Source organism: Cryobacterium sp. SO2 (assembly GCF_026151165.2).
Lineage (GTDB): Bacteria > Actinomycetota > Actinomycetes > Actinomycetales > Microbacteriaceae > Cryobacterium.
The window spans coordinates 3,376,411-3,396,388 of sequence record NZ_CP117849.1 but is presented as its reverse complement, the minus strand read 5'-3'; the positions used below and the strand labels follow the sequence as shown (position 1 = coordinate 3,396,388).

At 69.2% G+C, this 19,978-nt stretch carries 13 protein-coding genes and 1 pseudogene; 10 read left to right on the top strand and 4 right to left on the bottom strand.

Going from position 1 to position 19,978, the window contains the following annotated elements; all coding sequences use genetic code 11:
* Positions 1–9 precede the first annotated feature (9 nt).
* The 6 genes and pseudogenes from uxaC to BJQ94_RS19415 all read left to right on the top strand — a co-directional run.
* Positions 10–1,395: a glucuronate isomerase gene (gene uxaC / locus BJQ94_RS16010; protein ID WP_265400055.1), complete on the top strand. Its 1,386-nt coding sequence runs from the start codon at positions 10–12 to the stop codon at positions 1,393–1,395.
* A gap of 116 nt (positions 1,396–1,511) precedes the next feature.
* Positions 1,512–2,963: a glycoside-pentoside-hexuronide (GPH):cation symporter gene (locus BJQ94_RS16005; RefSeq protein WP_265400056.1), complete on the top strand. Its 1,452-nt coding sequence runs from the start codon at positions 1,512–1,514 to the stop codon at positions 2,961–2,963.
* Positions 2,964–3,011: 48 nt separating this feature from the next.
* Positions 3,012–4,556, top strand: a complete 1,545-nt coding sequence (locus BJQ94_RS16000) for an altronate dehydratase family protein (protein WP_265400057.1) — start codon at positions 3,012–3,014, stop codon at positions 4,554–4,556.
* Entirely contained in the window at positions 4,532–5,560 is a 1,029-nt protein-coding gene (locus BJQ94_RS15995) for a sugar kinase (protein ID WP_265400058.1), read from the top strand. The genes BJQ94_RS16000 and BJQ94_RS15995 overlap by 25 nt, the downstream gene beginning before the upstream one ends.
* Before the next feature lie 5 nt (positions 5,561–5,565).
* Positions 5,566–6,207 carry a bifunctional 4-hydroxy-2-oxoglutarate aldolase/2-dehydro-3-deoxy-phosphogluconate aldolase gene (locus tag BJQ94_RS15990; RefSeq protein ID WP_265400059.1) on the top strand — a complete coding sequence of 214 codons (642 nt, stop codon included), beginning with the start codon at positions 5,566–5,568 and terminating at the stop codon, positions 6,205–6,207.
* 403 nt (positions 6,208–6,610) lie between these two features.
* Positions 6,611–8,479 (top strand): annotated as a pseudogene (locus BJQ94_RS19415) (EAL domain-containing protein); the annotation flags it as partial.
* 112 nt (positions 8,480–8,591) lie between these two features.
* On the opposite strand, the gene BJQ94_RS15980 reads toward BJQ94_RS19415, so the two are convergent.
* The gene (locus BJQ94_RS15980) at positions 8,592–9,005 is read right to left on the bottom strand and encodes an SHOCT domain-containing protein (RefSeq protein WP_265400060.1); all 414 of its coding nucleotides are present in this window, start codon (positions 9,003–9,005) and stop codon (positions 8,592–8,594) included.
* Positions 9,006–9,153: 148 nt separating this feature from the next.
* Positions 9,154–10,305 carry a cation:proton antiporter gene (locus BJQ94_RS15975; RefSeq protein WP_345893451.1) on the bottom strand — a complete coding sequence of 384 codons (1,152 nt, stop codon included), beginning with the start codon at positions 10,303–10,305 and terminating at the stop codon, positions 9,154–9,156.
* Positions 10,306–10,508: 203 nt separating this feature from the next.
* Between BJQ94_RS15975 and BJQ94_RS15970 the strand changes: the two genes are divergently transcribed.
* The gene (locus tag BJQ94_RS15970; protein WP_275875512.1) at positions 10,509–12,092 is read left to right on the top strand and encodes a diguanylate cyclase; all 1,584 of its coding nucleotides are present in this window, start codon (positions 10,509–10,511) and stop codon (positions 12,090–12,092) included.
* A gap of 44 nt (positions 12,093–12,136) precedes the next feature.
* On the opposite strand, the gene BJQ94_RS15965 is transcribed toward BJQ94_RS15970, so the two are convergent.
* Complete coding sequence (locus BJQ94_RS15965) at positions 12,137–12,628, bottom strand: glutathione peroxidase (RefSeq protein ID WP_265400062.1); 492 nt, start codon at positions 12,626–12,628, stop codon at positions 12,137–12,139.
* 120 nt (positions 12,629–12,748) lie between these two features.
* Between BJQ94_RS15965 and BJQ94_RS15960 the strand changes: the two genes are divergently transcribed.
* The 3 genes from BJQ94_RS15960 (at position 12,749) to BJQ94_RS15950 (ending at position 17,411) form a co-directional block, all read left to right on the top strand.
* Positions 12,749–14,503 (top strand): pyruvate dehydrogenase, encoded by a 1,755-nt coding sequence (locus BJQ94_RS15960; RefSeq protein ID WP_265400063.1) that lies wholly within the window; start codon positions 12,749–12,751, stop codon positions 14,501–14,503.
* Between the two features lie 184 nt (positions 14,504–14,687).
* A complete protein-coding gene (locus BJQ94_RS15955; RefSeq protein WP_265400064.1) occupies positions 14,688–15,824 on the top strand; it encodes an AI-2E family transporter in 1,137 nt (378 codons plus the stop codon).
* Between the two features lie 81 nt (positions 15,825–15,905).
* Entirely contained in the window at positions 15,906–17,411 is a 1,506-nt protein-coding gene (locus BJQ94_RS15950) for an NAD(P)/FAD-dependent oxidoreductase (protein WP_265400065.1), read from the top strand.
* A gap of 55 nt (positions 17,412–17,466) precedes the next feature.
* Here BJQ94_RS15950 and BJQ94_RS15945 read toward each other — a convergent pair whose 3' ends face one another.
* The gene (locus BJQ94_RS15945) at positions 17,467–19,935 is read right to left on the bottom strand and encodes a glycoside hydrolase family 3 C-terminal domain-containing protein (RefSeq protein ID WP_265400066.1); all 2,469 of its coding nucleotides are present in this window, start codon (positions 19,933–19,935) and stop codon (positions 17,467–17,469) included.
* Between the last annotated feature and the right edge of the window lie 43 nt (positions 19,936–19,978).

Here is a 19,978-nt window from a genome sequence, read left to right as displayed (position 1 = left end):
CCGCAGATCATGCTCCTGAACGACGACTTCCTGCTCGGCACCGACATGGCGAAGAAGCTGTTTCACAACCACGCCAAGAACATGCCCATCATCGACTTCCACTGTCACCTGAACCCCCAGGAGATCTACGAAGACTTGAACTTCGCCAGCATCACCGAGGTGTGGCTCAAGGGCGACCACTACAAGTGGCGCCTGATGCGCGCCAACGGCGTGCCGGAGAACCTCATCACCGGCGACGGCGACGACTTCGACAAGTTCTACGCCTGGGCAGGCACCGTCGAGAAGGCGCTCGGCAACCCGCTCTACGTCTGGACGCACCTCGAACTCAAGCGCTTCTTCAATATCGACCTGGTGCTCAGTCGCGAGACCGCCCGCGAGGTCTACGACCGCGCCAACGCCCTGCTGGCCACCGCCGGGTTCTCCCGCCGCAGCCTGATCCGCTCCAGCAACGTCACCGCCATCTGCACCACGGATGACCCGGCGGACGACCTGCACTTCCACGAACTGCTCAAGAGCGAGAAGGCCTTCACCGTCGTCCCGGCGTTCCGCCCCGACAAGGCCATCAACATCCACGCCGCCGGCTTCGCCGACTACCTGGTCACCCTCGGCACCTCCGCCGGCGTCAAGATCGGCGCCTTCGCCGACATCGTCGCCGCTTTGAGTGCTCGGGTCGACTTCTTCCACTCGATGGGCGGCCGGCTCTCCGACCACGCCCTCGACACGGTGGTCTACGCGGAGTCCACCGAGGCCGAGCTCAACACCATCGTCAGCGCGGCCCTCGCCGGCGACAGCCTGAGCAGCACCCAGATCGCCCAGTACCGCACCGCGATCCTCAAGGCGCTCATGCGCATGTACACGGTCAAGAACTGGACCATGCAGCTTCACCTGCACGCCTTGCGCAACACCAACCGGCGCATGCTCGACATCCTCGGCCCTGACACCGGTTACGACGGTATGAACGACCGCCCGGTTGCCGAACCGCTCGCCGCGCTCTTCGACTCGATGGAACTCGAAGACTCCGTTCCCCGCACCATGCTCTACTCGCTGAACGCGAACGACTACATGCCGCTGGCGACCCTGATGGGCTCCTACCAGAAGGACACCGTCCAGAAGATGCAGCTCGGCAGCGCCTGGTGGCACAACGACACCCGCACCGGCATGCGCCTGCAGCTGCAGACCTTCGCCGACGAGAGCCTGCTCTCCAACTTCGTGGGCATGCTCACCGACTCCCGCAGCTTCCTCTCCTACCCGCGGCACGAGTACTTCCGCCGCATCCTCTGCGAGCTCATCGGCGAATGGGTCGAACTCGGCGAGGTTCCCGACGATGAGGCCATTCTCGGCCGCATGGTCGAAGACATTTGCTACAACAACGCGCACAACTACTTCGGCCTCTAAACCCGGCCGCGTCCCGCACCACCCTCGCACCACCCCGCACTATCTGCACGACGACGACACGCACGGATGCGGTCGTTCCGCCTGAATATCGAGAATTGAAAGAGTGTATGTGAGTCATGGCTATTGATAATGGTGTTGACGTCGGCGCAGTCGCCGCGCCTGCCGGCCAGCCCGGTGCTACTACCGCCACCCCCGCCATCGAGCGAATTTCCACCAAGGAAAAGGTCTCGTACGGGTTCGGTGACTTCGGTAACGGCTTCATGTTCGACCTCGGCCAGTCCTACCTGACCAAGTTCTGGATCGACACCTGCGGCATCGCCGCCGGCGTCGTCGCCCTGATTTTCTCCCTCGCCAAGATCTTCGACGCGTTCATGGATCCGATCGCCGCCGCCTACATCGACAGCCGCAAGTTCGGCAAGCGCGGAAAGTTCCGCCCCGTGATGATGATCTCCTCGATCCTCCTCGGCGTGATGACCGTGGTGACCTTCACCATGCCCGATGTCACCATGGGCTGGAAGATCGCCTTCGCGGCCGGCAGCTACGCCATCTGGGGCCTCATCTACTCCTTCACCAACGACCCGTACGGGTCGCTCGCCTCGGTGATGACCCGCAACATCAAGGACCGCGCCCAACTGGCCACCTCCCGCCAGACCGGCTCGCTCGGTGCACAGTGGATCTGCGGTTTCGCCTTCATCCCGATCATGATGATGTTCGGCGGCATGACCGGCACCAACTACATGTGGGCATCCGCCGTGTTCGCCATCATCGGCGTCGCCTCGTTCTACGTCTGCTACCGCGGCACCAAGGAACGCGTCTACGTCAACCGCGAGGTCGGCTTCGCCCAGAACAGCATGAAGGACTATGCCAGGGCGATCTTCACCAACCGTCCCCTGCTCGGCCTGGTGCTGATGACCCTCTTCACGATCTCCGCCATGAACGTGAACAACATGATGATGATCTTCTTCGCCGAGTACAACCTCGGCAATATCGCCCTGCAGCCGATCCTCAACCTCGTCATGATCGGCGCCTCCATCGTGGGCATCATGTTCGTGCCCCGCCTGGTCGGCCGGTTCGGCAAGAAGCGCACCGCCATGGGCGGATTCGTCATCGGCGTCATCGCCAACGGCCTCAACTTCATCATCCCCACCAACCTGTGGACGTTCATGCTCCTGGTGACCATCGGCTACATGGCCCTGGCCATCCCGAACGCCGTCACCTGGGCCTTCGTCTCCGACACCATCGACTACGGCGAATGGAACAGCGGGGTGCGCAAGGAGACCATGACCTACGCCGCCTTCAACTTCTCCCGCAAGATCGCCCAGTCCATCGCCGCCCTCGTGGGCGCCGGGATGCTCGCCGTCACCGGCTACGTCGCCCAGGGCGCCAGCCAGTCCGAGGAGACGCTCTTCGGCATCAAGGCCGTGATGACCCTGTACCCGGCCATTGCCCTGGCCCTGGCCGCCGTCATCGTCTACTTCCTCTACAACCTGTCCGACGACAAGTACCTGAGCATCGTGGGCGACCTCGAAGCCGGTCGCTGGAAGAACGGCGTCATCGGCCAGGCGTAAGCCCGGCCGCCCATACGAGTACGAGCAGCACCTAACGAAACGATTCTCATGTCACACATAGAAAGCATCGCCACCGGCACCTCCGTGCTGGTCATGGCCGAGGGCGACGACGTAGCCGTCGCCCTCCGGGACCTCCAGCCGGGGGAGTCCCTCCCGGTCGGCGACGGGATCCTCACCGTCACCACGCTGGTCCCCAGCGGCCACAAGATCGCCCTCACCGATATGAGCGTCGGCGCGACCGTGCACAAGTACGGCCAGTCGATCGGCGTCGCCACGGCGCCGATCCACCGCGGAGAGCAGGTGCACAGCCAGAACATCGGCATGGACCTCGCCGCTCGTACCCACGAGTTCGGCACCGTGCACACCGAGCTGCCGGCACCGGCGGAGCGTCGATTCTTCGACGGCTTCCGCCGGGCCGACGGCCGGGCCGGCACGCGCAACTACATCGCGATCCTCACCACCGTGAACTGCTCCGGCACTACCGCGAAGCTCATCGCCGACAGGTTCCGCGGCGACGCGCTCGACAAGTTCGAGAACGTCGACGGCGTGATCGCCCTCACCCACCAGAGCGGCTGCGGCCTGGTGCTGGAGAGCGAAGGCGCCCAGGTGCTGTTGCGCACCCTCAACGGCTACGCCCGCCACCCCAACATCGCCGGCGTGCTGATGCTCAGCCTCGGCTGCGAGATGACCCCGACCAGCCTGGTGCTGGCCGAGGGCACCCTGCCCAGCGACACCGTCGTGGAGAGCCTGTCCATTCAGGAGACCGGCGGCATGCGCAACACCGTCGCCGCCGGAGTCGAGAAGATCCTCGCACTGGCCGAACAGATCAACACCCGCCACCGCGAGCCCATCGACATCTCCGAGCTCGTTCTCGGCCTGAACTGCGGCGGCTCAGACGGCTACTCCGGCATCACGGCCAACCCGGCCCTGGGCTGGGCCTCGGATGTGCTCGTGGCACACGGCGGAACATCCGTCCTCGCCGAGACCCCCGAGATCTACGGCGCCGAGCACCTGCTCACCGCCCGCGCCACCACCCCTGCCGTCGGCCACAAGCTGATCGAACGCATCGACTGGTGGGAAACCTACATTCACGCCAACGGCGGAACCATGGACAACAACCCCTCCCCTGGAAACAAGGCCGGCGGCATCAGCACCATCCTGGAGAAGTCGCTGGGTGCAGTGGCCAAGGCCGGCCACGCCGACCTCGCCGCCGTGTACGAGTACGCGGAACCGATCGACACCCGGGGCCTGGGCTTCATGGACACCCCCGGCTACGACCCGGTCTCGGTCACCGGCCTCGTCGCCGGCGGCGCCACCGTGGTGGTCTTCACCACCGGCCGCGGCTCGGTCTTCGGCTGCAAGCCCACCCCGAGCATCAAGGTCGGCACCAACACCGAGCTCTTCGTGCGTCAGGGCGACGACATCGACATCGATGCCGGCCGGATCGCCGACGGCAAAGCCACCGTCGACGAGATCGGCGCCGAGATCCTCGACATGATCATCGCCGTCGCCAGCGGCAAGCAGACCGTGAGCGAAGAATTCAACGTGGGCCAGGAAGAATTCGTGCCGTGGCACATCGGGGCCGTGACCTGATGACAGCCACCACCACCACCACCGACCAGCCCACCGTGGTGTGCTTCGGCGAGACGATGGGCATGTTCACGCCCACCAGCTCTGTGCCGCTGGACTCTGCTCAGGCCTTCACCCTGGGAACGGGAGGGGCGGAGTCGAACGTGGCGATGCACCTCGCCGAACTCGGCCACCAGGTGGCCTGGGCCAGCGCCGTGGGAGCCGACCCCGTCGGCACCAAGATCATCGACGCCCTCGGCAACGCCGGCGTCGACACCCGGTGGGTCGGCCGCACGACCGACGCACCGACAGGGCTCTACCTCAAGGAGCCCGACACCGGCAGCGGAGCACACGTGTTCTACTACCGCAACGGCTCGGCGGCATCCACGCTGAAGATCGCGGATGCCGCCGGCTGGCCGCTGGCCGGCGCCCGGTGGATCCACACCACCGGGATCACTCCCGCGCTGTCGGCGACGTGTTCCGCCCTGGTGGAGCACGTGCTCGACCACGCCGCGGAGTGGGGCGCCTCGGTGTCCTTCGACATCAACTTCCGGCCGGGCATCTGGACAGTGCAGGAAGCCGCACCGCGGCTGCTCGCCCTGGCCCGCAAGGCCACCGTCGTGCTCGTCGGCCTCGACGAAGCCGCCGTGCTCTGGGGCTGCGTCACCGCGGCCGACGTGCGCGCGCTGCTGCCCGACCTGCCGTACCTGGTGGTCAAGGACTCATCGATCGACGCGACGGAGTTCATGCGCGCGGTCGACGGGACCGAGACCGTCACGACCGTGCCGGCCCGCAAGGTCGTCGTCGTCGAACCCGTCGGCGCCGGAGACGCCTTCGCCGCCGGGTACCTGTCCAGCCTCATCGTCGACGCCTCCTCCGCCGAACGCCTCGAACGCGGCCACTCCCGCGCCGCGTGGGCGCTGGGCAGCCGCGAGGACTTCCGTCCAGGACTCGGCCAGCGCATGTCGGCCGACGAACCCACCGACCCCGCTCGTGAACACGAGCGTGCTTTCGAACTCAGGAGCTAACCCGCATGACCACACCCACCAGCACCATCCAGCCGCTCGGCGCCGCACAGTGGTTCCCCGGGGTCTTCTTCAGGGTTCCCGTGATCGCCGTCTTCCGCGGCCTCTCGGCCGCCGAGGCCGTGCGCCTGTCGGTGCGCGCCTGGGACGCCGGCGTCGAGCACGTCGAGATCCCGATCCAGACCATCGACGCCGTCCCCGTGCTGCAGGCCGTCGCCGACGCCGCCGCAGAGCGCGGCCTCGTCATCGGTGCCGGCACCGTCACCACGATGGAACAGCTCGACGCCGCGACCAACGTCGGCGTCGCGTTCACGGTCTCACCCGGCCTCGACCCGGCCATCGTGGCCGAGAGCGTGCGCCGCGGCATCCCGCACCTGCCGGGCATCGCCACGGCTACCGAGATCCTGCAGGCCCGTGCGCTCGGCCTCACCTGGGTCAAGGCGTTCCCCGCGTCGTTGCTCGGCGCGGCCTGGGTCAAGGCCCAGAAGGGTCCGTACCCGGAGACGAACTTCATCGCCACCGGTGGCGTCACCGCCCTCAACGCCCCCGAGTTCCTGGCCGCCGGCACGAGCGTAGTCGGCCTGTCCGGCGCCTTCGCCGACGACGCCCAGCTCGACCTGGTGCGCGCACTGATCGCCGGCGCCCGCTAGGCCCCAGGCTCGACACGGGCCCCGCTCGACCACCCGGTCGAGCGGGGCCCGTTCCCTGGTTCAGGACCATAGTCACCGTTCGCCGATTGGTAGGCTGAGCCGAGAGTTGAGGGGGAGTCACGTGTGGCAGAACTGGCGTGACAGCAGCCCTGGCCGCCTCGGCGACCGCTGGCTGATCTGGGCCGTCCTGGCGCTCGTGGCCGTGTACACGGCCGGCTTGCTGCTGCACGGCGACGGCCCGAACCCGCTCGTCGACATCGGGCTGGGCGAGCTGACCCAGTGGGTTCCGGTTGCGGTCTTCTGGCTCGCCACCGTGCGCACCGGCTTCGCCCGCGGCGACGTGCTGTTCGCCACCCTCGCGGTGACGTTCAACGCCGCCGCCGACACCTACTACGTGACGGCCATGGATGCGGCGGGCGAACTGCCGTTCCCGTCGCCGGCCGACATTGGCTACCTGCTGTTCTATCCGCTGATGCTCGCGGCCCTGATCGCCCTCGTGCGCCGACAGATGCGCGGCCTGGCCTGGTCGGTGCTGCTGGACAGCGCCGTCGGGGCGCTCGGCGCCGCCGCCGTCCTCGCCGTCCTCCTCGACCCCGTGCTCGCCTCGGCCGTCGACGAGTCCGCGATCCTCGCCACCGTCGTCGCGGTGGCCTACCCGGTCTTCGACCTGCTCCTGGTCGCCGCGATCGCCGGTATCGCGGCCGCACCCGGCCTGCGCATTGGCGCGCGCTGGGCCTACCTGGTCGGGGGCCTGATCGTCTTCGCCGCCGCCGATGTCGTCTACGCCCTCCTGGAGGTCAGCGGCACGTACATCGTCGGCGTCCCCCTCGACGCCGCCTGGGCGCTCGGCCTGGCGCTCATGGCCGTGTGGGTCGATGCCGCCGGGCGCCCGCACCGCGGCCCGCGGTTCGGCGACAGGAAGACCCCGGCCCTCTTCGTTCCCGCTGTGGCCGTCGCGGCCGGCCTGGTTGTGCTCGTGCTCGGCACGCAGATCGCCCAGCCCGTCGTCGCGGTGGTCCTGGCCAGCCTGACGGTGTCGCTGGCCGCCATCCCGCTCGTGTTCCGGCAACGGATGCTGCGCCGGCAGGCCCGCACCGACGACCTCACCGGCCTGCCCAACCGGCGGGCGTTGTACGCGGATGCGCCGGCGCGGCTCTCGCTCAGCCGGGTCGCCGCCCGCCAGCGGCACAGTGCGTTGCTCCTGCTCGACCTCGACAGGTTCAAGGAGGTCAACGACAGCCTCGGACACGACGTGGGAGACCAGCTGCTCATGCAGGTGAGCGCGCGGTTGTCCGCCGCCCTGCCCGCTGACGCCATGCTCGCCCGCCTGGGCGGCGACGAATTCGCCGTCCTCGTCGGCGAGGCCGGCGAACCGGAGGCCATGACCTTCGCGCTCGCCTTGCGGGACTGCCTGTCCCGACCCTTCGAGCTCGAGGGGCTCGCCGTCGAAACCCGAGCCAGCATCGGCATCGCGCTCTTCCCCGAGCAGGGCCACGATCTGAGCGACCTGCTGCGGCGCGCCGACATGGCGATGTACCGGGCCAAGGCCACCCGGGTCGGAGCGCACATCTACCGGTCGGAGGACGACAGCCACGGCGACACCCGGCTGCGCACCCTGCAGGAACTGCGCCTGGCCCTCGCCGACGACCAACTCCTCGTCTACTACCAGCCCAAGGTGAGTCTCGACACCGGCGCGGTGACCGGTGTCGAAGCGCTGGTGCGGTGGTCCCACCCCGACAGGGGACTCCTGCTGCCCGAGCACTTCCTCGACCTCGTCGAGGAGTCCGGCCTCATCCACGAGCTCACCCGGATCGTGCTGGCCAAAGCCCTCGACCAGGCCGCGGTGTGGCAGGCCAGCGGCCACGCCCTCACGATCGCCGTCAACATGTCGGCCAGCTCGCTCGTCAACGTCGAGCTGCCCGAACAGATCGTGCGTATGGTCGCAGACCGCGGGCTGCCGGCCTCAGCGCTGATGCTGGAAATCACCGAGGATTTCCTGATGAGCGACAGGGAGCGCGCCCGCGCGGTGCTGACCCGGCTGCGGGACGCCGGCATCCAGATCGCCGTCGACGATTTCGGCACCGGCTACAGCTCGCTCTCCTACCTGCGCGACCTGCCCATCGACGAACTCAAACTGGACCGCTCCTTCGTGCTGCCGATGAACGACGACGCCAGGGCGGCTTCCCTCGTGGCCTCCACCATCGACCTCGCGCACAGCCTCGGCCTGCGGATGGTGGCGGAAGGCGTGGAGACGGGTGCCGCCTACGACGAACTCGCCAAGTACGCGACCACGCCCAAGGGTTCTTCATGTCGCGCCCCATCCCCGCCGCCGAACTCGACGTCTGGCTCGACGCTCGTCGAGTGGCGGAGGATGAGGCCCGACGCTAGACGACGTCGGAGCGGGCCTGGGTGTTGCCCAGAGCGCGATCCTTCAGGACCGCGTATTCACCCTGCGAGATCGCGCCGGAGTCCAGGAGTTGCTTGGCCTGGGCGATGTCCTGCGCCGGATTGCTACCGGCGACAGTGCGGATGTACTCATCGGTGCTCCGCTTCTCCTGCATACCGGCGTTCGCCTGGCGCTCGGCCATACTGCGACCACGCGCGATCACGTAGACGAGGACCGTCACGATCGGCACGAAGACCAGGAAGAGCAACCACACGGCCTTCAGCCAGCCGTTCAGTGTGCGATCCCGGAAGATGTCGATGATTACAGCGAAGAGTGCGAACAGGTAGGACACGAAGACGAATGTCCAAAAGAAGAATCCGATGAAATCCCAGAAACTGGACCAGAAACTCATGATGGCACCTTTCTCTGTAACGTTCTGGCCGAGGCCCTGCCGCCGCAGTGGGGCAGCGTGTCACAGTCCTTGGCTGACATTCACGCTAATCACACCCTCCCGTTCTGGATCACCCGGACCGGGTGAGAACGGGTGAGAAACGAGCCGCTCAGGGGGCTCCACCCGGTGCCGCGGCGGCCCGCCTGGCCGCTCCGGCGGCAGCCACGGCCAGCGCCACGACGGTGACCAGGGCCCCGATGAGCAGCGCCGTGGACTCTCCGGGCGCGAGGACGCCGCCCCCGATCGCGACCGCGGCGACCGGGACGCCCAGCTGCGCGGCCGACATCACACCGAGGGAGGGCGGCTGGCCGGTGAGTCGCATGCTCAGGTGGGCGAGCACGGCCCCCGCCCCGAGCAGTGGCCCGAGCAGCAGGAATTGCGGGTGGCCGGCCAGATCACCCAGGGTGAGTGACGCCCCCAGCCAGACGAAGAACAGCGGACCGAGGAAGCCGTCGTTGAGGGCGAAAAGCTGACGGGCGAGACGGCGGGGCTCGCCGACGGCCGCGACGGCAACTCCGAACGCGAAACCCGCGAGCATGACCGAGCCGCGCGACCCCACGGCGACGGCGGCCAGGCTGAACAGCACGATGAGGCTGATCCGCAGCTCCAGCGCCAGGTACCTGTCGTGGCTCAGTCGGCGGAAGCGTTGCCACAGGCCGCGCCGGTCGAGGATCAGCAGACCGAGGTAGATGACACCGGCGCACCCGATGATCACGACGGCGCCGAGCATCGCGCCGGGCGCATCTTTGGGCCGGAGCACGAGAGGAAGCGCCACGATGCAGGCGGTGTCGGCGATGGCCACCTGGGCGAGTGTGGTGAGCACCATCGGTCCGTCGAGTCCCAGCTCGGCGAACGTCGGCACGACGAGCGCGGCCGAGGACGACGCCATCAGCACCGCATAGAGCGCCGCGTTGTCCGTGCCGGCGAGGGCGGCGATGCCGACACCGAGAAGGGCGGCGACGGCGCCCACCAGGATCGCCCGCAGGACACCCCGGATGAGCGCGGGGCGCAGGCTGGCGTTCCGGATCGGGATGTGGCTGCCGGCCACGAACATCGTGAGGGCGAAGCCCATCGACGCGAGGAAGGCGAATGCAGGGTCGTCGGCCTGGAGCAGGCCCAGGCCGGAGGAGCCGAGCAGGATGCCGCCGAGGATCTCGCCGAGCACGACCGGCAGGCGCCAGCGGCGGGGCGCGGCCAGCAGCGGACCGAGCAGGGCGACGAGGCCGATCAGAGCCAGGGTGCCGAACGACAGCGTGGTCACCACACAGCTCCTTCGCTCATCGGCACCCTCGAGTTGCCGAACCGGGTCATCATGCCCTTCGACCATCATCATCCGGATCACCCGGCTGCGTCAGTTCGCCGGCCGCCGCGCTCTGAGCCGGCCGGCCGGCCGGGCGACTAGGCTGATCGAAACAGTGCGTCAGTTCCCTCGGAGATGCCCCTCCTGAAAGCTCGATCGTCGACATGCAGGCTGTGGGGGAGCGGGTTCTGATGGTGGTGGCGGTCGAACACGGGTCGGACGAAGAGCGTCTGGCCTGGGTGGAGCGCCAATTCTGGATCGACCAGGACGCCGCGCTCGTTGCGGCCGAAGCCTGGTTGGCGACCCTGAACCCGGGGGAGGATCGTGCCCTGCGCCGGCGCCTCGAGGTGCAGAGGGCGTCGATCATGACCCGCAGGGGCGACCCCCGCCAGGGCGCCGTCACGGTGCAGCGCATCCTCGACTGGGCGGAGCGGCACGGCGACCGCACCCTGCAGTCCCGCTGTCACGAGGTGCTCGGCTCGATCTTCGAGCTGGTCGGCGACCGTGCCCTGGCCCTCGAGCACGCCGTGGCCACCAACGACCTGCTCGACGAGGCGGAAAGTCCGCTGATGCGCGCCGCGGCCCGGCTGACGCTCGCCGATGCCCTGGGCTCGGCCGGTTCGTTCGACGAGGCCCGGCGGCGCTATGGCGAGGCGTTGCGCCTGGTGATCGACGACCCCGAGACCGGCATCCGCTACACGATCCTGAACAATCTCGCCTACACCGAATACCTCGCGGACAACCAGGAGGCCGCCCTCGCGGCGGTCGAGAATCTCATCGCGCTCTCGTCGCTGCACGACCGCCCGATCGGGATGTACGCCCGCGACACCATCGCCAGGGTCTACCTCACGGCCGGCCGGCTGGACGACGCCGAGGCCACCCTGCTGGCCGCCATGGAGGCCAAGCCCGTCGACTTCCTCCCCGACAGCATCGCCATGGCACAGGTCACCCTCGTCGAGACCTACCGCAGGCAGGGTTGCCTCGACAAGGCGCAGGCCGTCGTCGACCAGTGCCTCACGCTCACCACCGAGCACGGGTTGGCCCGCTGGGCCACGGAGGTCACCAGGGAACAGGCCGAGATCTTCGCCGCGCGGGATGACTTCAAGGCGGCGTTCGAGGCCTACCGCAGCTACCACGCACAGTCCGTCGCCCTGAGCGCCGGCGAGAACGAGTCACGCGGCAGCATCCTCGAGGCCATGTTCCAGACCGCCGAATCCCGGCGGGAGAGCGAGCGGTACCGGGAGATGGCGGAGCGCGACCCGCTCACCGGGCTGCACAATCGCCGCTTCGCCGACGAACACCTCACCACCCTGCTCACGGAGGTGCGGGAGGGCGGCACGCCGCTGGCGATCGCGATGCTCGACGTCGACCACTTCAAGCGCATCAACGACGACCTCACCCATGACGTGGGCGATCAGGTGTTGCGGGTTCTCGCGCGCATCCTCTCCGACGCCGTGACCCGCGTGCCGGGCGGCATCGTGGCCAGACTGGGCGGTGAGGAGTTCCTGTTGGTCATCCCCGGTGTCGCCGCTGAGCTGATGTGTGTGCTCTGCGAGGAGGTGCGGGCCGCCGTCTCCGGACACGACTGGTCGGCGATCACCGACGGCCTGCACGTCACCGCGAGCCTCGGCGTCGCCTTCGCCCCTGCGGATGCCGACACCAGCTCGGCGCTCGTGCGCGCCGCAGACGTGCGGATGTATGTGGCCAAGAGGGACGGCCGCGACCGCGTGGTGTACCAGGGCGACTGACGCGGGTCTTGCGCTCCCGCGCTTCGGCCTCGACCTGGCGGGGGTCAGGCCGGAACGGGCAGCCCGGACTCGATGGCGCTAATGATCTCCGGCGCATCCGGAACCGTGGCCGGGCGGAACCTGTGCACGGCACCAGTGGGAGTGACCAGGAACTTCTCGAAGTTCCAGCCGACGTCGCCCGCGACCCCGTCGGCATCCGCGGTCCGGGTCAGCTCGGCGTAGAGCGGGTGGCGGTCCGGTCCGTTGACCTCCACCTTGTCGAACAGGGGGAAGGTGACGCCGTAGGTCGTCGAGCAGAATTCCAGGATGGCCTCCATGCTGCCCGGTTCCTGGCCCTTGAACTGGTTGCATGGGAACCCGAGCACGGTGAAGCCGCGGTCGCCGTAGGTCTTCTGCAGTTCTTCGAGCGCCCCGTACTGAACGGTCAACCCGCACTTGGAGGCCACGTTGACGACGAGCACAACCTGGTCGGCGTAATCCGCGAGGGTCACGGTGTGCCCGGCGGCGGTGGTCAGGGGGATGTCGCGAAGGCTCATCCTCCGAGTGTAGGGATGCGCGCGGGCGCCAGGCGAACACCGGGTTACAAGCGCCTGGGAGTTCGCTGACTTCGCGCTGGCACGCTCTGGTGTGGCCGGCGGCGGGGGTTAACTGGACCGATGGCTCAGACTGTCGCAGACCAGCTCATCGCCCAACTCATCGACGCTGGGGTGCGCCGCATCTACGGCATCGTCGGGGACAGCCTCAATCCCGTCGTCGACGCCGTTCGCCGCACGGGAGGAGCCGCGAAGGGCGGCATCGACTGGGTGCACGTGCGCAACGAGGAGGCCGCGGCCTTCGCCGCCGGAGCGGAGGCCCAGCTCACCGGGCGCCTCGCGGTGTGCGCCGGCAGTTGCGGACCAGGGAACCTGCACCTGATCAACGGGCTCTACGACGCGCACCGCAGCGGCGCGCCGGTGCTGGCCATCGCCAGCCACATTCCGACCGGGCAGATCGGGAGCAGCTTCTTCCAGGAGACGCATCCCGACCGCCTGTTCGTGGAGTGCTCGCACTACCGCGAACTGATCTCCTCCGCCGAACAGTCCCCGAAGGTCGTCAACGCGGCCATGCGGCACGCGATCGCTCTGGGCGGCGTCTCGGTGGTCACGCTGCCCGGTGATGTCGCCGAACTCGACGCCGCCGGCGTCGTCCCCCGGCTCGTGCTGCCGGGACGCCCCGCCGTGGTGCCGGCCGCCGCCGACGTGCTCGCCCTGGCCGACGCCATCAACGCGGCGAAGACCGTCGCGATCTTCGCGGGAGCGGGCGTCGAGGGCGCCCACGATGCTGTCATCGCGTTCGCCGACCTCGTCGCGGCGCCGGTCGGGCACAGCCTGCGCGGCAAACAATGGATCCAGTACGACAACCCGTTCGACGTGGGCATGACCGGGCTGCTCGGCTACGGGGCCGCGCACGCCGGCATCCACGACGCCGACCTGGTTCTCCTGCTCGGCACCGACTTCCCCTACGAACAGTTCATGCCCGACGGCAACACCGTGGTCATCGCGCAGGTCGACACCGACCCCTCGCACCTGGGCCGGCGAGCCAGCGTCACGCATCCGGTGCACGGTGACGTGACGGCCACGCTCGCCGCGCTCGCCGCCCTGGTGCGACCGAAACCCGACCGGCGCTTTCTCGAACGCACGCTGGCGAAGCACGACAAACTGCTCAGCTCCGTCGTCGGCACCTACACGGATGTCGACCACGGCCGGCCGATCCACCCGGAGTTCGCCGCCGCGATGCTCGACGAACTCGTGGCCGACGATGCGATCGTGACCGCGGACACCGGCATGGGGAACGTCTGGCAGGCCCGGTATCTCACCCCCAACGGGCGGCGTCGGCTGATCGGGTCGTACCTGCACGGGTCGATGGCCAATGCGGTGCCACAGGCCATCGGTGCCCAGAGCGCCTACCCCGATCGCCAGGTCGTCACCATCAGCGGCGACGGCGGGCTGGCCATGCTGCTCGGGGAGCTCATCACCATCGCCGCGCAGAAACTACCCGTGAAGGTCGTGGTGTTCAACAATTCCACCCTGGGCCTGGTGAAGCTGGAGATGTTCGTCGACGGCTATCCCGACTTCGGTGTGGACGTGCCCGCCGTGGACTACGCCGCCGTCGCGAGTGCCCTGGGCTTCTTCGCGGTGCGGGTCGAAGACCCGGGAGAGCTGCGGGCCGCGCTCACGGATGCTTTCGCGCACGACGGCCCCGCCCTCGTCGATATCGTCACCGACCCCCTCGCCCTCTCCCTGCCGCCGACCGTGACCGCCAAGCAGGTGAAGGGGTTCGCCCTGGCGCTGTCCAAGACCGTGCTGAACGGCGGGGTCGGCGAGGCCGTGCAGATGGCGCGCTCCAACATCCGGCACTTGCCCGGACTCTGAGGTCACCCCACCGCCCGGCTCACCCGGAACGGGTGAAGCCGCGGCAAGGCCCGGGGGAGGACACTGTGCCTGACGCTGACTGATGCGGAGGGACCCCATGTGGCGACGCCGATCCAGGACCCGGCACGGTACGGACGGCGCGCAGCCGGCCGCGTCCGGCACGAGCACGGGGAACGCCGCGGCGATGGCCGTTCCACCTGTGGTCTCGCACCGCAACGCCTCGATCCTCATCGGGCTGGGCGGTGCCACGGTCACGGTGTTCGGCCTGGCCGCCATCGCGGGCATCGCGGCACCGATCCTGCTCGCGCTGGTGCTCACCATCTGCGCCCATCCGGTGCGACGGGGTCTCGAGCGGCGCGGTGTGCCGCGGGGTCTGGCCACCGGGTCGGTCGTCGCAACGGTCTTCGTGGTCCTGGCCGCCTTCGTGGCCGCGCTCGGCTTGGCCCTGGGCCAGTTCGCCGCCCTGTTGCCGCAGTTCGCCAGCCAGCTCAGCGACATCGGCAGCACGGTGTCGGGGTGGCTGGCGAGCATCGGCTTCGGCACGACGCAGGTGCAGGCCATCGAGTCGAGCTTCGATCCGAGCAATCTCGTGCCGGTGGTCTCCGGACTCTTCGGCAGCATCACGAACATCACGGTGGCGCTCGTGATCGTGCTCACCATGCTGATCCTGATGGCCGCGGATGCCGGCTACCTGCCCACCCTGCTCACCCAGCTGCGGCCGTCCCGGCCGACCCTGGTGGAGGCACTGACGAACTTCGCCTCCAGCGTGCGCCGATACATGGTGGCGACCACGCTCCTCGGCATCGCCCAGGGGGTGCTCAACGCCCTCGCCCTGATCCTGCTCGGCGTGCCTGGAGCATTCCTCTGGGGGCTGCTGTCGTTCCTGTGCAGCTTCATCCCCAACGTCGGCTACTTCATCGCCATCATCCCGCCCACGGTTTTCGCGTTCCTCGTCGGCGGCTGGGAACTCGCCCTTCCCGTGATCGTGATCTACGCCATCATCAACGCCGTCGTGCAGTCCATCGTGCAGCCCAGGGTGGTGGGCAATGCCGTGGCGCTCAGCCAGTCGCTCACCTTCGCGTCTGTGCTGTTCTGGGCGATCGTGCTCGGCGCCATCGGGGCGATCCTGGCCATCCCGCTCACCCTGTTGATCCGCACGATCCTGGTGGATGCCGACCCCGCCGCGGCGTGGTGGCGGCCCCTGATCGGCGACCTCGACGAGACCCGCACGTTGATGAAGACCGAGGATGCCCGCAACCGCGCCCTGCGCAAGGCCGGCCGGGCGGCCAAGGGGTCGAAGGCCGCCCCGACCGAGCCCTGACTCTGCCGAGTCGCCCGGTCAGGGGCATTTCCCAGCACACCGTGGCACAGTCGATTCTCCGTTCGCTGCCAGGAGGTTTCCATGCCCGCTGCCCCCACCGTCCCCACCGAGAGCAGTGCTCCGGCCTCCGCCGCCGCACGCGCGCACTACGACGTTCTCGTGATCGGCGCCGGCCCGGCCGGCACCGCCGCGGCCCTGCGCGCGGCCGAATTGGGCGCGAGTGTCGTCGTCGTCGAGTCCGGCCGCACCGGCGGCACCTGCGTGAACACCGGCTGCGTGCCCACCCGGGCGCTCGCCAAGGCCGCCAGGCTCATGCGCGAGGTGCGCACGGCCCGCGTCTACGGCATCGAGGCCGCGAGCCTGACCTTCGACTGGAACACCGCGGCCGCCAGGGTCACCGAATCCGTGGACCGGGTGCGGGCGATCAAGCGGGAAGCCGAACGCTTCAGCGACGCCGGCATCGACCTGGTCCTCGAGGGGCGGGCCAGGTTCGTCGACTCGCACACCGTTGTGCTGGAGAGCGGCCGCCGCATCGGCGCCGACAACATCCTGGTCTGCGTCGGCGGGCACTCACGTCGTCTGCCCATCCCCGGCGCCGAACTCGCCACGGTGCCGGAGCACGTGCTCACGCTGCCCGCCCTGCCCGAACGCCTCGCGGTGATCGGCGGCGGCAACACGGGCGCCCAGCTAGTCACCATCTTCAGCTCGTTCGGCTCGCGGGTGACGCTACTCGACGTGGCGCCGCGCATCCTGATGGCCTCCGACGCCGCCGTGTCCGATGCCGTGGCCACGGCGTTCCGTGAGCAGGGTACCCGGGTGCAGACCGGCATCGACACCGTCGAATCGCTGGTGCGGCAGCCGGACGGCTCCATCGTGCTCACCTGGCGCCTGGCCGGCGACGCCGTGTCCGACGTCTTCGACGCCGTCATCATGGCCACCGGCTGGCCGGCGGATGTCGATGACCTCGGCCTTGCTGCCGCCGGCGTCGCCACGGTGCGCTCGGCCATCCCCGTCGACGAGTACTTCCGCAGCGAGGTGTCGCACATCTTCGCCGTCGGCGACGCCAACGGCCGCGACATGCTCGTGCAGGCCGCTCAGTTCGAGGGCGAGGCGGCTGCCGAGAACGCCGTGCTCGGCACCAACCGCCGCACGCCGCACCACCTGTTGCCGGCCGGTGGGTTCACCGACCCCGACTACGCCGGCGTCGGGCTCACCGAGGCCGAGGCGCGCGCCAGGGACCCCCTCTGCGTGGTCGCGACGGTGCCGTACGCGAACCTGGACCGGGCCGTGATCGACGACCGCGAGCGGGGGTTCCTGATGCTCATCTCCGACCGGCGCCGGGAACTGATCCTCGGCGCGCACGCCGTGGGCGAGAACGCGATCGAAGTGGTGCAGTCGGTGACCACCGCCATCGCCGCCGGCGTCGACGTGGCCACCCTCGCCCACGTGCGGTTCGCCTACCCCACCTACAGCGCCATCATCGGCCTTGCCGCCCGCAGCCTGCTCGCCGAGGCCGCCCCGCCCACCCCGGCTGCCGCCCCCGAGGAAACTCGCGAGAGCGGGAAAGCGGTCACCTCAGCGCTCTGAAGCGACCACACGGCCGCTCTCGCGAGGTGATTCGCTCGCGAGAGCGGGGTTGCGGTTACGTGGCGGCGACGAGCTCCACGGTGCCGGCGAGCGGGGTGTCGGTCACCGAGGTACCCACGTGCACGGCGAAGGCGCCGGTTTCGTACTGCCAGCCGTTGTTCCAGTCGGCGAACGCGCGGGCGGGCAGGGCCAGCTCGACCAGCGCCGTTGCGCCGGCCTCGAGCGAGACGGCGGCGAAACCGGCCAGCCAGCGCACCGGCCGGTCGATCGCGCTGTCGGCGCGGCTCAGGTACACCTGCACCACCTGCTTGCCGGCCCGGTCGCCGGTGTTCGAGACCGTCAGGCTCAGCCATCCGTCGGTGTCGGCCGACACGCTCGGCGAGACCGCGAGATCACCGAGCTCCCAGTCGGTGTAGCCGAGGCCGAAGCCGAACTCGTAGGCCGGCTCGGTGCCGGCCTTCAGCCAGGCGCGGTAGCCGATGTGGATGCCCTCGTCGTACCGCAAGATCCCGTCCTCCGGGGTGACATCGAGCACCGGAACGTCGGTCAGTTCCTTCGGCCAGGTCGTGGGCAGGCGGCCGCCCGGCTCGGCGTGGCCGAAGAGCATGTCGGCCAGGGCGTTGCCATATTCCTGGCCGCCGAAGTAGGTGAGCAGGATGGCCTGCACCTCGTCCCGCCACGGCAGCAGCACCGGCGACCCGGAGTTGACCACCACGATGGTGCGTGGGTTCGCGGCGACCACGGCGCGCACGAGTTCGTCCTGGCGGCCGGGCAGGTCGAGGTCGCTGCGGTCGAATCCTTCGGATTCCACCTGCGCGTTCGTGCCGACCACCACGATGGCGACATCGGCGGCGCCGGCCGCGGCCACGGCCTCGGCGAGCAGCCCGGCGGGGTCGGAGTCGTCGGCCTCGAGGCCGGCCGTGATGCCGAAGACCCCGGGCAGGTCCATGTCGCGGGTGGTCAGGTCGAACTCGACGATGAGGTCGACCGGCTCACCGGCCGTCACGGTGATCGTTGTCACCACCGACGGCGGCGCCATCATGTTTGCGCCGAGGGTGCCGCCCACCGACAACCCCTCGCCCTCGTGTGCCACGGTTCCGCCGACGGAGATGCGGCCGCGGCCCACGGCGGCGAAGCCGAACGGCACTGTGGCGGACTCGGCCGGGGTCCACGCCATCGACAGCTCGATCCGATCCGCGGACTCGATCGGGGCGTCACCGCCGAAGTAGGTGAGCGCGGTGGCGAGCCGGTCCTCGGTGAACAGAACCGAGCCATCCGCGGCCAGGAACCGCACGAGCATGCCGGGAGTGCCGGTGGCCGGGTTGACGATGCTCTGCAGCGGCAGCTCGGCGATGCCCTTCTGCACCACGGCGCCCACCGAGTAGCTCACCTCGGCGTGCGGCAGGGCGGCGCGGATGCCGTCCAGCGGGGTGACGATCTTCTCCGGCAGCACGGTGGCGCTTCCGCCGCCCTGCGTGCGGGCGTGCAGGGCGTTATGGCCGATCACAGCGACGCTGTTGAGTGTGTCCGCCGCCAGCGGCAGGGTGCGGCTCTGATTCTGCAGCAGCACGCTGCCGGCCGATGCGGCCTCGCGGGCGAACTCGATGCCGTCTTCGACGGTCACGGGCACGGGCTGCACGGCGTCGAAACCGTCGAGGGCGCCCACCCGGGCGGCCAGGCGCAGGATGCGCAGCACCTTGCGGTCGATGTCGGCCACGGCCACCTCGCCGGCCTCGACCGCGGTCACCAGGGCGGCGCCCCAGAAGCCGTCCGGGCCGGGCATCTCGAGGTCCTGAGAGGCGCGGGCCGCTGCCGCGCTGCGCACGCCGGTCCAGTCGCTGACCACCACGCCGTCGAAGCCCCACTCGGAGTTGAGCGGGGTCTCGAGCAGGTCGTTCTCGGTGGCTGTGACGCCGTTGATGGAGTTGTAGGAGCTCATCACGAGCCAGGCGTGCGATTCGGTGACGGCCTTCTCGAAGGCGAGCAGGTAGAGCTCGCGCAGGGCCCGGTCGCTCACCTCGGTGCTGGCGGTGAAGCGCTCGGTCTCATAGTCGTTGGCGATGTAGTGCTTGGGAGTGGCGCCGACACCGTTGTCCTGTACGCCGGCCACGTAGGCGGCGGCCATCTCGGCGGTGAGCACGGGGTCTTCGCTGAACGCCTCGAAGTGCCGGCCGCCGAGCGGCGAGCGGTGCAGGTTGATGGTCGGGCCGAGCACCACGTCCACGCCCTTGCGGCGGGCCTCGACGGCCGACATGGCGCCGTACCTGGCGGCCATCTCGCCGTCCCAGCTGGAGGCCAGGGCGGTGCCGGAGGGCAGGTTGAGCGAGGGGGAGCGTTCGTCCCACACCTCGCCGCGCACGCCGCTGGGGCCGTCGGAGACGAGCAGGCGCCGCAGCCCGATCTTCTCGATCGGCCAGGTGGTCCAGAAATCGCGGCCGGTCAGCAGCTGCACCTTCTCCTCGAGGGTGAGCTGGTCGATCAGGGCGGCGAAGCGGGCCGTGTCGGCCGCGGAGGTGTACGTCATGGTGCCTGTCCTTTCGGCGAGCATCGGTGCGCGCCAGCGGTGT

Bases quoted from the DNA above. Each gene is read 5' to 3' on its own strand.
- BJQ94_RS15960 (WP_265400063.1), top strand. From the start codon at position 12,749: ATGGCTCAGACTGTCGCAGACCAGCTCATCGCCCAACTCATCGACGCT.
- BJQ94_RS15955 (WP_265400064.1), top strand. From the start codon at position 14,688: ATGGCCGTTCCACCTGTGGTCTCGCACCGCAACGCCTCGATCCTCATC.
- uxaC (WP_265400055.1), top strand. From the start codon at position 10: ATGCTCCTGAACGACGACTTCCTGCTCGGCACCGACATGGCGAAGAAG.
- BJQ94_RS16005 (WP_265400056.1), top strand. From the start codon at position 1,512: ATGGCTATTGATAATGGTGTTGACGTCGGCGCAGTCGCCGCGCCTGCC.
- BJQ94_RS15945 (WP_265400066.1), bottom strand. From the start codon at position 19,935: ATGACGTACACCTCCGCGGCCGACACGGCCCGCTTCGCCGCCCTGATC.
- BJQ94_RS15990 (WP_265400059.1), top strand. From the start codon at position 5,566: ATGACCACACCCACCAGCACCATCCAGCCGCTCGGCGCCGCACAGTGG.
- BJQ94_RS15980 (WP_265400060.1), bottom strand. From the start codon at position 9,005: ATGAGTTTCTGGTCCAGTTTCTGGGATTTCATCGGATTCTTCTTTTGG.
- BJQ94_RS16000 (WP_265400057.1), top strand. From the start codon at position 3,012: ATGTCACACATAGAAAGCATCGCCACCGGCACCTCCGTGCTGGTCATG.
- BJQ94_RS15950 (WP_265400065.1), top strand. From the start codon at position 15,906: ATGCCCGCTGCCCCCACCGTCCCCACCGAGAGCAGTGCTCCGGCCTCC.
- BJQ94_RS15965 (WP_265400062.1), bottom strand. From the start codon at position 12,628: ATGAGCCTTCGCGACATCCCCCTGACCACCGCCGCCGGGCACACCGTG.
- BJQ94_RS15970 (WP_275875512.1), top strand. From the start codon at position 10,509: ATGCAGGCTGTGGGGGAGCGGGTTCTGATGGTGGTGGCGGTCGAACAC.